General features: G+C 71.2%; 12 protein-coding genes, 1 tRNA gene and 1 pseudogene. All 14 read left to right on the top strand.

What is annotated here, in order from left to right; translation table 11 throughout:
* The first annotated feature begins 1 nt into the window (after nt 1).
* Nucleotides 2-241 carry a DUF4244 domain-containing protein gene (locus OE229_RS14440; protein ID WP_262138619.1) on the top strand — a complete coding sequence of 80 codons (240 nt, stop codon included), beginning with the start codon at nt 2-4 and terminating at the stop codon, nt 239-241.
* A 10-nt stretch (nt 242-251) separates the two neighbouring features.
* Entirely contained in the window at nt 252-557 is a 306-nt protein-coding gene (locus OE229_RS14435; RefSeq protein WP_262138618.1) for a TadE family type IV pilus minor pilin, read from the top strand.
* Between the two features lies 1 nt (nt 558).
* Nucleotides 559-1038 carry a hypothetical protein gene (locus OE229_RS14430; RefSeq protein WP_209135065.1) on the top strand — a complete coding sequence of 160 codons (480 nt, stop codon included), beginning with the start codon at nt 559-561 and terminating at the stop codon, nt 1036-1038.
* Nucleotides 1014-3841 (top strand): annotated as a pseudogene (topA, locus tag OE229_RS14425) (type I DNA topoisomerase). Before OE229_RS14430 ends, topA begins: the two are co-directional and overlap by 25 nt.
* The gene (tmk, locus tag OE229_RS14420; protein ID WP_262138614.1) at nt 3838-4473 is read left to right on the top strand and encodes a dTMP kinase; all 636 of its coding nucleotides are present in this window, start codon (nt 3838-3840) and stop codon (nt 4471-4473) included. Before topA ends, tmk begins: the two are co-directional and overlap by 4 nt.
* A gap of 25 nt (nt 4474-4498) precedes the next feature.
* Nucleotides 4499-5641, top strand: a complete 1143-nt coding sequence (locus OE229_RS14415; RefSeq protein WP_259579474.1) for a DNA polymerase III subunit delta' — start codon at nt 4499-4501, stop codon at nt 5639-5641.
* A 24-nt stretch (nt 5642-5665) separates the two neighbouring features.
* The gene (locus tag OE229_RS14410; RefSeq protein ID WP_182066632.1) at nt 5666-6301 is read left to right on the top strand and encodes a TetR/AcrR family transcriptional regulator; all 636 of its coding nucleotides are present in this window, start codon (nt 5666-5668) and stop codon (nt 6299-6301) included.
* Nucleotides 6302-6345: 44 nt separating this feature from the next.
* Nucleotides 6346-6418 (top strand) — tRNA-Thr (locus OE229_RS14405).
* A 181-nt stretch (nt 6419-6599) separates the two neighbouring features.
* On the top strand, nt 6600-7397 hold the full coding sequence (locus OE229_RS14400) for a glycoside hydrolase family 16 protein (protein ID WP_182066631.1): 798 nt from the start codon (nt 6600-6602) through the stop codon (nt 7395-7397).
* Between the two features lie 188 nt (nt 7398-7585).
* Nucleotides 7586-8026, top strand: coding sequence for a BLUF domain-containing protein (locus OE229_RS14395; protein WP_071404995.1), 441 nt, complete (start codon nt 7586-7588; stop codon nt 8024-8026).
* A 52-nt stretch (nt 8027-8078) separates the two neighbouring features.
* Entirely contained in the window at nt 8079-9074 is a 996-nt protein-coding gene (locus OE229_RS14390) for a Gfo/Idh/MocA family protein (RefSeq protein ID WP_182066630.1), read from the top strand.
* Nucleotides 9075-9147: 73 nt separating this feature from the next.
* Nucleotides 9148-10659 (top strand): D-alanyl-D-alanine carboxypeptidase/D-alanyl-D-alanine endopeptidase, encoded by a 1512-nt coding sequence (gene dacB, locus OE229_RS14385; RefSeq protein WP_262138613.1) that lies wholly within the window; start codon nt 9148-9150, stop codon nt 10657-10659.
* 23 nt (nt 10660-10682) lie between these two features.
* A complete protein-coding gene (locus OE229_RS14380) occupies nt 10683-11303 on the top strand; it encodes an isochorismatase family protein (protein WP_182066628.1) in 621 nt (206 codons plus the stop codon).
* On the top strand, nt 11300-12805 hold the full coding sequence (locus OE229_RS14375) for an NAD-dependent succinate-semialdehyde dehydrogenase (RefSeq protein ID WP_410007317.1): 1506 nt from the start codon (nt 11300-11302) through the stop codon (nt 12803-12805). Before OE229_RS14380 ends, OE229_RS14375 begins: the two co-directional genes overlap by 4 nt.
* Nucleotides 12806-12817: the final 12 nt, after the last annotated feature.

Raw genomic sequence — 12817 nt, 5'->3', positions numbered from 1 at the left:
CATGAGCACCACGTCATCCCCCGACCGCCGCAGCCGTCCGGCCATCCGCCGCCGTCGCCCGCGTCCCCCCGTCGCCCGGTGGTCGTCCCGGCTGCGGGACGACCGGGGATCGGCCACCGCCGAGTACGCGGTCGTCATCCTCGCCGCCGTGGCCTTCGCCGGTGTGCTCGTCGCCGTCATGCGCTCCGGCGAGGTCCAGACCATCCTCACTGACCTCGTCCGTGGCGCGCTGTCGCTGTGAGCGCGGCTCGGTGACCGTCGAGTTCGCGGTGGCCCTCCCCGTGGTGGCGCTCGTGTTGACCGCCCTCGTCGCGGCCGTCATGGTCGTCGACGCGCAGGGCCGTCTGCAACTCGCCGCAGCCACCGCGGCCCGGGCGGTCGGTCGGGACGACGAGCGCCAGGGCCGGTCCGCGGCCGACCGGATCGTGCCGGGGGTCTCGATAGTCGTCCGGTCGGACGATGACCTGGTGTGCGTCGACGCCACGCGCGGCGGGGCCGGTCCCTTCGCGGCGCTCCCGCTGACCGCGACGGGGTGCGCCCTGGCCCGAGGGGGCTGACGTGACGAGTTCCGACGGTCAACGCGGGTCGGCGACCGTCCTGCTCGTGGCGGTCCTCGGCGTGGGTGTCCTCGTCGGGTCGTCGGCGCTCGCCGCAGCCGGTCACCGGACACAGGCCCTCCGCGCCCAGGGCACCGCCGACGCCGCCGCCGTGGGCACCGCCGCGGCCGCCACCGGACTGGTACCGGGGGAACCGTGTGCGATCGCCACCCGGATCGCCAGGGCGAACGGGGCCATCCTCGACGCCTGCCAACTCGTCGCCACCACGGCCCGTGTCCGCGTGGTCGTGGGCACGGGTCCGTTCGTCGTCGACGCAGTCGCGGTGGCCGGTCCGGCAGGCGACCCGCCCGAACACTATGTGTATGGTGTGCCTGTCGGCCCGCGGTCACCGATGTCCCGGTCGACCCGGACACGCTCGTGGACAGGGCCGATCAGCACCATCGATCAAGGAGACACGTGCCAGGCACGAAGAAGCTCGTGATCGTCGAGAGCCCTGCGAAGGCGAAGACGATCGCGCAATACCTCGGTGACGGATACGAAGTCCAGGCCTCGGTCGGACACATCCGCGACCTCGTCGAGCCGAAGAACCTGCCGGCCGAGCTCAAGAAGGGCTCCCTCGGCAAGTTCTCGGTGGACGTCGACAACGGCTTCGAGCCGTACTACGTCGTGTCCGACGCCAAGAAGAAGACCGTCTCCGAGCTGAAGCGCGCCCTCAAGGACGCCGACGAGCTCTACCTCGCAACAGATGAAGACCGCGAGGGTGAAGCGATCGCGTGGCACCTGCTGCAGGTCCTGAAGCCGAAGGTCCCCGTCAAGCGGATGGTCTTCCACGAGATCACGAAGGAGGCGATCCAGCGCGCGCAGGAAGCCACCCGTGAGCTTGACACCGCGCTCGTCGACGCGCAGGAGACCCGCCGCATCCTCGACCGTCTGTACGGGTACGAGGTCTCCCCGGTCCTGTGGCGCAAGGTCGCCCCCGGTCTGTCCGCCGGCCGTGTGCAGTCCGCCGCCACCCGTCTCGTCGTCGACCGTGAGCGCGAGCGCCTGGCCTTCGTGTCCGCCAACTACTGGGACCTCTCCGCCCGGTTCGAGAAGGCCGGCGAGTCCTCCTTCTCCGCGCGACTCGCCCGGGTCCAGGGCACCCGCGTCGCCTCCGGCCGTGACTTCGACGACCGCGGCACGCTCAGCGGTGACCTCGTCCGGCTCGACGAGGCCGCTGCCGCGTCGCTGACGACGGTCCTCGAGCGCGCCGGCGACGCCACCGTCCGCACAGCGTCGACTCCAAGCCGTACACGCGGCGCCCGGCCGCGCCGTTCACCACGTCGACGCTCCAGCAGGAGGCCGCACGCAAGCTCCGCCTGTCCCCGCGACAGACCGCTCGCGCTGCGCAGACCCTGTACGAGAACGGCTACATCACCTACATCCGTACCGACTCGGTCTCGCTCTCGAAGCAGGCCATCGACGCGGCCCGCAAGCAGGCAGCGGACCTGTACGGCTCGGCCACCGTGCCCGACAAGCCCCGCCTGTACGCGAGCAAGAGCAAGAACGCGCAAGAGGCGCACGAGGCGATCCGTCCCGCCGGCGACTCCTTCCGCACCCCGCAGGACCTGCAGGGCACCCTGACCGGTGTCGAGTGGCGCCTCTACGACCTCATCTGGAAGCGCACCATCGCGTCCCAGATGGCGGACGCCAAGGGTTCGACCGCGTCGATCGTGCTCGGCATCTCCTCCACCGAGTCGGTCGAGGGCATCGCCGCGACCGCGAACGGCACGGACGCCGAGTTCACCGCCTCCGGCACCGTCATCACCTTCCGTGGCTTCCTCAGCGCCTACGAAGAAGGCCGTGACGAGGACCGCCACGAGTCCTCCGAGCGTGCCGGTCAGGACGTCGCCCTGCCGAACGTGGCCCAGGGCGAGCACCTCACGGTCACCGACGTCGAGGCGAAGGGGCACGACACCACCCCGCCGCCGCGCTTCACCGAGGCGAGCCTCATCAAGACGCTCGAAGAGCTGGGGATCGGGCGCCCGTCGACCTACCCCACGATCAGCCCGACGATCATCGACCGCGGCTACGTCTCGCTCCGCGGCACGCAGCTGGTGCCGAACTGGATCGCGTTCAGCGTGGTGCGCCTGCTCGAGGAGTACTTCGGCGAGCTCGTGGAGTACGACTTCACCGCCGAGATGGAAGAAGACCTCGACCGCATCGCCCGCGGCGATGCCGACCGGGTGGACTGGCTCAAGGGCTTCTACTTCGGTGGCGGCGACGACGACCAGCGCGGCCTGCGGACCGTCATCGACAACCTCGGTGAGATCGACGCCCGCGAGATCAACTCGGTCGAGCTCGCTCCGGGCCTCACGCTCCGGATCGGTCGGTACGGCCCCTACATCGAGGTGCCGAGCGACGACCCCGAGAAGCCGCGGCGCGTGAACGTGCCTGAGGACCTCGCTCCCGACGAGCTGACCGTCGAGAAGGCGAAGGAACTCGTCGACGCCCCGGTGATCGGCGACCGCGTCGTCGGGATCAACCCGGAGACCGGCAAGGAGGTCCTGGCGAAGGACGGCCGCTTCGGCCCCTACGTCACGGAGCGCACCCCGGAGCCCGAACCCACCGTGGACCCGAAGACCGGCGAGGTCGTCGAGGCGCCCGCAGCGGCAGAGGCCCCGGCGGCTGGATCAGCTGCTGCGACCGCGACGAGCGAGACGGCGACCGCGACCGCGAAGAAGGCCCCCGCCAAGAAGGCGCCTGCGAAGAAGACGACGAAGAAGGCCGCGGCGCCGAAGGAACGCACCGCTTCGCTCTTCAAGTCGATGGACCCGCAGACCGTCGACCTCGAGACCGCGCTGAAGCTCCTCGACCTTCCGCGCGTCGTGGGCCAGGACCCGGAGACGGGCAACGACATCACGGCACAGAACGGCCGGTACGGTCCGTACCTGAAGAAGGGGACCGACACCCGGACCCTGCCCGGTGAGGACGCGATCTTCGAGATCGACCTGCCCGGTGCACTCGAGCTGTTCGCGCAGCCGAAGTACGGCGGCAACCGCACCGCGAGCGCCGCGCTCAAGGAGTTCGACGCCGACCCGGTGTCCGGCAAGCCGATCAAGATGAAGGACGGCCGGTTCGGCCCGTACGTCACCGACGGCGAGACGAACGCGACCATCCCGAAGGGCGAGGACGTCGAGGCCGTCGACCACGCCCGCGCGGTCCAGCTCATCGCCGACAAGCGCGCCAAGGGGCCGGTCAAGAAGAAGACCCCGGCTCGTCGGACGGCGGCCAAGAAGAAGTGACCGGTCGCTTCATCACGCTCGAGGGCGGCGACGGCGCGGGCAAGACGACCCAGGCGGAGCTGCTCTCGGCGTGGCTCGGTGCGCACGGTCGGACCGTGGTCCGCACCCGCGAGCCCGGCGGCACCGACCTCGGTGTCCAGATCCGGCAGATGGTCCTGCACGAGCGGGGCCACGTCGCGCCCCGTGCCGAGGCGCTGCTGTACGCGGCCGACCGTGCCCAGCACGTCGAGACGGTCGTCCGTCCGGCGATCGCACGCGGCGAGGTCGTCCTGCAGGACCGCTACATCGACTCGTCCGTCGCCTACCAGGGCGTCGCGCGCGGGCTCGGCGCCGAGCAGGTCCGCTCCGTCTCGGAGTGGGCAGCGGACGGTCTGGCACCGGACCTCACGATCCTGCTCGACCTCGACGTCACCGTCGGCCGCGCCCGGGTGGCCGCGGCACGGGGTGACACCTTCGACCGTCTCGAGTCCGAGGCCGCGGCGTTCCACGAGTCCGTGCGTCAGGCCTTCCTTGCGATGGCCGAGGCCGAGGCGGCGCGCTTCCTGGTGGTCGACGCCTCGGCCCCGACCGACACCGTGCAGGACGCGGTCCGTCGAGCGGTCGCCCCGCTCGTCGGGATCGACCGGGCATGACGGTGGTCACTGACAGGATGGTGCCGTGAGCGTGTGGGACGGCCTGACCGGGCAGGAAGAAGCGGTCGCGTCGCTGCGCAACGCGGCCGAGTCGACCGACGGCACCGGCGGCATGACCCACTCGTGGCTCATCACCGGTCCGCCCGGGTCGGGGCGTTCCAACGTGGCGACCGCCTTCGCCGCGGCGCTCGTCGGCAACGGCCCCGATGACGACCACACCCTGCGGCAGATCACCGCGAAGACCCACCCCGACGTCTCGGTGCTCACGACCCAGCGCGTGATCATCACGATCGACGAGATCCGGCAGCTCGTCACCTCGTCGTACTACTCGCCGTCGGTCGGGCGCTACCGCGTCGTCATCATCGAGGACGCCGACCGCATGACCGAGCGAACCTCGAACCTGCTGCTCAAGGCGCTCGAGGAACCCCCGGAGCGCACGGTGTGGATCCTCTGCGCCCCGAGTGAGGCGGACCTGTTGCCGACGATCCGGTCCCGCGTCCGCTCGGTCCGCCTGCGCGTGCCCGGCATCGAGTCCGTCGCCGACCTCCTCGTCGCCCGGACCGGCGTCGACCGTGCCCTCGCGATGGACGCCGCTCGTCAGGCACAGAGCCACATCGGCATGGCACAGCGCCTGGCCACGAGCGAGCCAGCACGTGATCGTCGCCGCCGGACCCTGACGACCGTGCTCGGCGTGCGGAGCGTGGGTGACGCCGTCATGGCGGCCGCCGAGCTCCTCGCCGTCGCCGACGAGGACGCCAAGTCCATCACCGAGCAGCGCGACTCCGAAGAGCGCGACGCGGCCCTCCGCTCGCTCGGGGTCGAACCGGGCGGGACGATCCCGCCGGCGCTCCGGTCGCAGCTCCGTGCCCTCGAGGACGACCAGAAACGCCGGGCGACCCGCAGCCTGCGCGACGGCCTCGACCGGATCCTGGTCGACGTCTCGTCCCTGTACCGCGACCTGCTCCTGCTGGGGCTCGGCGCCCCGGCGGAACCGGTCAACCTGTCCATGCGGGACCAGCTCGAGCACGCGCTGCCGACGACTCCGCCCGCTGCCGCGCTCGAGGTCCTCGACGCCGTCGCCCTGGCGCGCCAGCGCATCGCGGCGAACGTGGCGGCACTCCTGGCACTCGAAGCACTGCTCGTCACCATCGCCCGAGCCCGCCGCTGAAGCCCGGCGTGCGACAATCACGGCATGCCCGACGCTGAACCCGGCCTGCGCGAACGGAAGCGCCGCGCCACCCGGCGCGCCATCCAGCAGGCTGCGCTCCGGATCGCCATCGAGGACGGCCTCGGCGCGGTCACGGTGGACGAGATCTCCCGGCGGGCGGACGTCTCGCCCCGGACGTTCTTCAACTACTTCCCGAGCAAGGAGCAGGCGATCCTCGGGGACGACCCGCGGCTCCCGGACGACGCTGCGCTGCAGGCATTCGTCGACGGTGGTCCGAGCGGTGACCTGCTCGCGGACATCGGCACGCTGCTCGTGCACTCCACGCGCGAACTGATCGAGGAGCGCGGGCTCATCGAGGAGCGGCAGCAGGTCCTCCGCGCGAACCCGGAGCTGTTCAGTCGTCGCATGGCGTCCATGAAGGAGTTCCAGGCGGAGCTGCAGGCGGCCGTCGCGCGCCGGCTCGAACACGCCGACCCGGAGCTCGCCGCCGACGCCGAGGCACTCCGCCGCCGCGCGGGTCTCGCGGCCATCGTCGCCCTCGCCGCCCTGCGTCACGCATGGTGGGAGTGGTCGGGTTCCGAAGCCGGAACACACCTGGTGGACGAGCTCGAACGGTCCTTCTCCGAGCTCGGCGTGCTGGTTTCGCGTTCACTCGTCTGAACCTGTATAGTCATTGCTCGTGCCACTCCGGACATGGGGTGTGCGCCGCCTTAGCTCAGTCGGTAGAGCGATTCACTCGTAATGAATAGGTCGTCGGTTCGATTCCGACAGGCGGCTCCGTGAACACCCCGGTCAGACCCACTCGATGTGGCTCTGACCGGGGTTTTCGTATTCCGGACGAAACCCGTGTCCCTCGCCCGAGGGGCAGACGTCGCGCGTGTTCGCGGGCTAGCCTTGTCCGCGATACGGGGGACACGATGACCGACCACCAGCCCAGCGCTCCACCGGCGGTGACGCCGTGCTGAAGCGTGTCCTGGTCATCGTCGTGGTCGCTGCCACCGCCGGAGCCCTGGCGGTCACCGCGGCAGCCGTGCCCGAGTCCCGTGCCACGTCCGCCTCGACCTCGTCGCCGAGCACCGGTTCGTCCGCGACCCCGACGGCGTCCGCGACCGGTCCCGCGTACTTGGCGGACCGCGAGCCGACCTTCTCCGAGGACTTCGACACCCCGGCAGCAGCCGGCGGCCCCTTCGCGGAGACGTACCGGAACTCGTGGCAGCCGTACCCCGACGGCACGGGCGGCAAGTACTACTCGGACAAGCTCATCAGCGCTCACGACGGCTACCTGGACGTCTCGATGGACGGGAAGCACGGCGCTGCCGGGACGTTCGGTACGCCCACCGGTGCCTGGTCGCACGTCGGCGGCACCTTCAGCATCCGTGCGCGGGCGACCGGTGGGGACGGCAACGGGATCGCGGTCATGCTCTGGCCGACGTCGAACGCGTGGGCCGACGGTGAGCTGAACTACCCGGAGGGGCAGTTCGACGGATCTCCGCGCGTCTTCCACCACTCGATGCTCCAGGGGCTCGAGAAGCGGACCGAGCACTACAACACCCGGGTGTCCTGGAACGACTGGCACACCTACACGACCGAGTGGGTGCCCGGGAAGATCATCCGGTACTACCTCGACGGCAAGCTGGTGTTCACGGTGCCGCGCAACGTGCCCACCACGCCGCACCGCTACATGTTCCAGATCGGCAACTGGGGCGACCCGGGGCACGTGCAGATCGACTGGGTCCGTACCTACGACGCGGAGTGACCAAACCCCCCGGACGGGGGCTCCGAATCAGTCCGGTCGTACGACCCGACACCCGTGTGCTCGCGTCGATGACCCGAACCTCGACGCGGGTGCGCGGGCGGGAACGATCCCCGTTCTGGGGCTGCCCGACGGCGTCGGCGCGGTCCACGATGAGAGAGAACCCGTTCCGTCGTCACCGAGAGGTCGTCATGCTGCTGTCCCTGGTCTACATGAGCGCAGCGAACGAGGTGTTCGACCAGGAGCGGCTCGACGCACTGCTCGAGCACGCACGGGTCCGCAACACCGCATCCGGCCTGTCCGGTCTGCTCGTCTACAAGGACGGCCGGTTCATGCAGCTGCTCGAGGGCCCCGAGGCGGCCGTGCTCGAGACGTACCAGCGCATCATCGACGACCCGCGGCACACCGACGTCGGCCTGCTGGTCGAGGAGCGCATCCACACCCGCCGTTTCGGCGAGTGGAAGATGGCGTTCCACCGGGAGGCCGAAGCCGACCTGCCCGACGGCTTCGACTCGTTCCTCGCCGAGGGGGACGCGAGCGCCGACACGAGTCGTGCCCGTGAGCTCCTGCGCTGGTTCCGGAACCACCCGATGGCCGCCCCGGACGCCGCGCTCGGCAAGCACCGCCGCTGACGAGGCGAGGCGGGCCCCGCCGCACCCCGCCCCGCGCTGGTAGACAGGACCCATGACGGTTCGCTGGGGAGTCATCGGCACAGGCGGCATCGCACGGTCCTTCGTGGGTGACTGCACCGCGGCCGGCATCGTGTTCACCGCCGTGGGCAGCCGCACCCGCGAACACGCCGAGGCCTTCGCCGCCGAGTTCGGCATCGAGCAGCCACACGGTTCCTACGAGGACCTGGTGGCGGACGAGCGCATCGACGCGGTCTACGTCGCGACCCCGCACGTCCGGCACGCCGAGGACGCCCTGCTCGCGATCCGGGCGGGCAAGCACGTCCTGGTCGAGAAGGCCTTCACGATCACCGCGGACGAGGCCCGTACGGTCGTCGACGCCGCTCGGCATGCGGGAGTCGCGGTGATGGAGGCGATGTGGACCCGCTTCCTGCCGCAGATGGCGATGATCCGCGAGATCGTCGCCGAGGGTCGGATCGGCCGCCCGATGGTGGTCGAGGCGACCCACCACCAGGCGCTCCCGACGGATCCCGGCCACCGATTGCGCGACCCGGCACTCGGTGGGGGAGCGATGCTGGACCTCGGGATCTACCCGGTGTCCTTCGCGGTGGACGTGCTCGGGGTGCCGACCGCGCTCGTCGCGGCGGGCACGCTGAGCGAGCAGGGCGTCGACGAGCAGATGGGCCTGGTCATGACGCACGCGGGCGGTGCGCAGTCGATGATCCACTTCGGGATGGACCTGCGGAGCCCGAACACGGCGTCGATCATCGGCGAGACCGGCCGCATCGACCTCGACTCCACCTGGTACACGCCGACCACCTGGCGGATCCGCGACCGCGACGGTGCCATCGTCGAGGAGTTCGACGGCCGCGAGGAGCTCGCCGGCTACGAGCACGAGGCCCGCGCCTTCGAGACGATGATCGCGTCCGGCCACCACGACGGCGGGCCGATGGACCCGGACGAGACCGTCGCGATCATGGCGGTGCTGGACGAGGCACGACGCCAGGTCGGGGTCCGGTACCCGGCCGACGGTCCGGTCACGGCTCCCTGACCCGGCTCCCGTCCGCGACGGATCCCGGATCCGGCCTGGAGGCTCCTGCCGCAGTTCCGTAGGATCGGTCGCGATGTCCGAGCAGCAGCCCACCCCGCGTTCCGTCCCGGAGCGGTTCCGCGCCGCCGTCACCGCGGTGCGCGCCTCCGCTGCACGACGCCCGGTCCCATGGATCGCCGGTGGTCTCGCGGCGCTGCTGGTGGTCGGTTCCGGTGGGGCCGTCGCCGTCGCGGCGGCCACGACCCCGGACTCCCGGACCGCTGCGGCGTCGAGCCCGACCCGGACCGCGTCCTCGGCTCCGGACCGGACGCCCACCACGAAGCGCCCCACCACGAAGCCGTCCCCCACCCCGACCGCCGATGCCCGCACGGTGCCGGACGACCTCGCCGGTCCGTCCGCGCTCCGGACCTGCTCGATCGCCACGGCCGCGTCGGCGAGCGGCCTCGGCGACTTCGAGGGGTACGTGATGGACGCGAAGACGGGCAAGGTCCTGTTCTCCGAGCACGGTGAGCGGGCCGCCCAGACCGGCAGCGTCATGAAGACCCTGACCTCGGCGACCGCACTGTCGGTGCTCGGGGGCGACCACCGCATCCCGACGACCGTCGCGCGGGAGTCCGCGAACACCGTCGCCCTGGTCGGCCACGGCGACGCGACGCTGTCCGCCGGGGGCGGCACGGTGTACCCGGGCGCCCCGACCCTCGCCCAGCTCGCGCAGCAGGTGAAGGCGAAGGTCGGCGACACCCCGGTGACCACGATCGTCACCGACGACTCGTACTGGAGCGACGCCGACGCCTGGGACCCCACGTGGCCGGTGTCCGAGCGCACCATCGGGTACCAGCCGGAGGTCACGGCGCTGATGGTCGATGGCGACCGGGCGAACCCCGCCGCGGCGACCTCACCCCGGTCGGAGGACCCGGTCGGACGCGCCGGCATCGCCTTCCGGACCGCGCTGGCGAACGCCGGCGTCGTCGGCGCCGCGTCCGCGCAGATCGTCAAGCGGGCGACCACCGGCACCGAGACGATCGCCACGGTGTCGTCGCAGCCGGTGTCGACGCTCATCGGGCAGATGATCCCGAACTCGGACAACACGCTGGCCGAGATGCTCGCCCGGGTGTCCTCGAAGGAGTCCGGGTCGAACGGCTCCGCGGCGTCGCTGTCGTCCGTGTACCAGTCGGCACTGCGGTCCTACGGCCTCGACCCGGCCGGCATCGTGATCAAGGACGGCTCGGGCGAGAGCGCCTCGAACGCCGTGTCGCCGGAGTTCGTCGCGCACCTGATGGTGCAGGTCGCCTCCGGAGCGAAGGGCCTCGGCACGCTCGCGAACGCCCTGCCGGTGTCCGGCCAGTCCGGCACCCTGGCCAGCCGGTTCACCGGCGCGAACGCGGTCGCCCGCGGCAAGGTGCACGCGAAGACGGGCTGGATCGACAGCGCGAACACCCTCGGGGGCTACATCGACGCCGCCGACGGGTCGCGGCTGACCTTCGCCTTCTACGCCATCGGATCGCCGCGTGCAGCGGCACTGCCAGCACTCGACGCGGTGACCGCCGCGACCTACTCGTGCGGGAGCAAGCTCACCGGCTCCTGAGCCGACGGGTGTTGGATGGACCCATGGCAAGAGCACTGCTCGTCGTGGACGTCCAGAACGACTTCACCGAGGGCGGTGCGCTCGCGGTCACCGGGGGAGCGGCGCTCGCGAAGCGCATCACCGCGTTCCTCGGTCGGCACGGCGACGAGTACGACCTCATCGTGGCGTCCCGCGACTGGCACCACGGCGACGACGACAACGGCGGACACTTCGCCGGACCCGAGGGGCCCGACTTCGTCGACACGTGGCCGGTGCACTGCGTCGCCGGCACACCCGGCGCCGACTACCACCCCGATCTCGACACCGCACTGATCGACGTCGACGTCCTCAAGGGCCAGGGCACGCCGGACTACTCGGCGTTCCAGGCCCGGACCGAGGCGGGCGTCCCGCTGGCCGAGGTGCTCGCCGAGCGCCGCGTGCACACGATCGACGTCGTCGGCATCGCGACCGACCACTGCGTCCGTGCCTCGGCGCTCGACGCCCGTGCCGCGGGCCTCGACGTCGCCGTGTACGAGGACCTGGTGGCCGGCGTCGACGCCGAGCGCAGCGCCCGGGCGCTCGACGAGATCCGGGCGGCCGGCGGACACGTCGACCGCAGCGACATGGACGAGGGCCTCGCGAACCCAGGAGGAGCACGACTGTGACCGACACCACCACGAACGAAACCACCACCACCGTCGCCGACGAGCACGTCCGCGTCGAGGGCGTCCCCACCGGACTCTTCATCGGCGGCACCTGGCGTGCCTCGTCGAGCGGGTCCACGTTCGCCGTGCACGACCCGTCGACCGGTGCCGTCCTGGCCGAGGTCGCCGACGCCACCCCCGAGGACGGCATCGCCGCCCTCGACGCCGCAGCCGCCGCGCAGGAGTCCTGGGCAGCCACGGCCCCGCGCACACGGTCGGACATCCTGCGCCGGGCCTTCGACCTGGTGCACGAGCACGCCGACGACCTCGCTGCCCTGATGTCGCTCGAGATGGGCAAGCCGCTGGCCGAGGCCCGCGGCGAGGTCGTCTACGGCGGCGAGTTCCTGCGGTGGTTCTCGGAGGAAGCGGTCCGCATCACCGGCGACTACCGCACGAACCCCGAGGGCACCGGCCGCGCGATCGTGCTGAAGCGTCCGGTCGGCCCCGTCTACGCGATCACGCCGTGGAACTTCCCGCTCGCGATGGCGACCCGGAAGATCGGACCGGCCCTGGCCGCCGGTTGCACGGTGGTCGCGAAGCCGGCCGACCTCACCCCGCTGACGACCCTGTTCCTGGTCGAGCTGTTCCGCCGTGCCGGGCTGCCGGACGGTGTGCTCAACGTGATCCCGTCGAGTGACGCCAAGGGGCTGTCGGAGCCGATCATCGCCGACCCGCGCCTGCGCAAGCTGACGTTCACCGGTTCGACCCCGGTCGGTTCGGCGCTCCTCAAGCAGGCGGCGGACAACGTGCTCAAGACGAGCATGGAGCTCGGCGGCAACGCCCCGCTGCTCGTGTTCGACGACGCCGACCTCGACGAGGCGGTGGACGCGGCGATGCTCGCGAAGTTCCGCAACACGGGCGAGGCCTGCACCGCTGCGAACCGGTTCTTCGTGCAGGACGGCATCGCCGACGCGTTCGTCGCGGCCCTCACCGCGAAGGTGGACGCCCTGCGCGTCGGCCGAGGCACCGAGGACGGTACGACGCTCGGACCGCTCATCGACGACCGCGCCGTGGACAAGGCCGCCTCGCTCGTCGACGACGCCCTCGGCCGCGGTGCCCGACTCGTGACCGGCGGGCACCGGATCGACCGCCCGGGCACGTTCTACGAGCCCACGGTGATCGACGACGTGCAGCCCGGCTCGGAGATCATGACGACGGAGATCTTCGGTCCGGTCGCCTCGGTCACGCGCTTCAGCACGGAGGACGAGGGGATCCGGCTCGCGAACGACACCGAGTACGGGCTCATCTCCTACGCCTTCACGACCGACTTCCGCCGTGGCCAGCGGCTCGCCGAGCGTCTTGAGACGGGCATGCTCGGGCTGAACACGGGCGTCGTCTCGAACGCGGCGTTCCCGTTCGGCGGCGTGAAGTCCTCCGGCCTCGGTCGCGAGGGCTCGCACGAGGGCATCGAGGAGTACCTCGAGACCGTCTACGTGCTGACGCCGGACCCCTTCGCCGCCTGAGCCTGGATCGAC

Origin of the sequence: Curtobacterium poinsettiae (assembly GCF_025677645.1) — a bacterium.
Lineage (GTDB): Bacteria > Actinomycetota > Actinomycetes > Actinomycetales > Microbacteriaceae > Curtobacterium > Curtobacterium poinsettiae_A.
Note: the sequence above shows the minus strand (reverse complement) of the source record. Positions and strands in the feature narration are given on the sequence as shown.

Excerpts from the sequence above, each read along its gene's own strand:
- OE229_RS14440 (WP_262138619.1), top strand. The coding sequence starts at position 2 with ATGAGCACCACGTCATCCCCCGACCGCCGCAGCCGTCCGGCCATCCGC.
- OE229_RS14410 (WP_182066632.1), top strand. The coding sequence starts at position 5,666 with ATGCCCGACGCTGAACCCGGCCTGCGCGAACGGAAGCGCCGCGCCACC.
- OE229_RS14395 (WP_071404995.1), top strand. The coding sequence starts at position 7,586 with ATGCTGCTGTCCCTGGTCTACATGAGCGCAGCGAACGAGGTGTTCGAC.
- OE229_RS14390 (WP_182066630.1), top strand. The coding sequence starts at position 8,079 with ATGACGGTTCGCTGGGGAGTCATCGGCACAGGCGGCATCGCACGGTCC.
- dacB (WP_262138613.1), top strand. The coding sequence starts at position 9,148 with ATGTCCGAGCAGCAGCCCACCCCGCGTTCCGTCCCGGAGCGGTTCCGC.
- OE229_RS14380 (WP_182066628.1), top strand. The coding sequence starts at position 10,683 with ATGGCAAGAGCACTGCTCGTCGTGGACGTCCAGAACGACTTCACCGAG.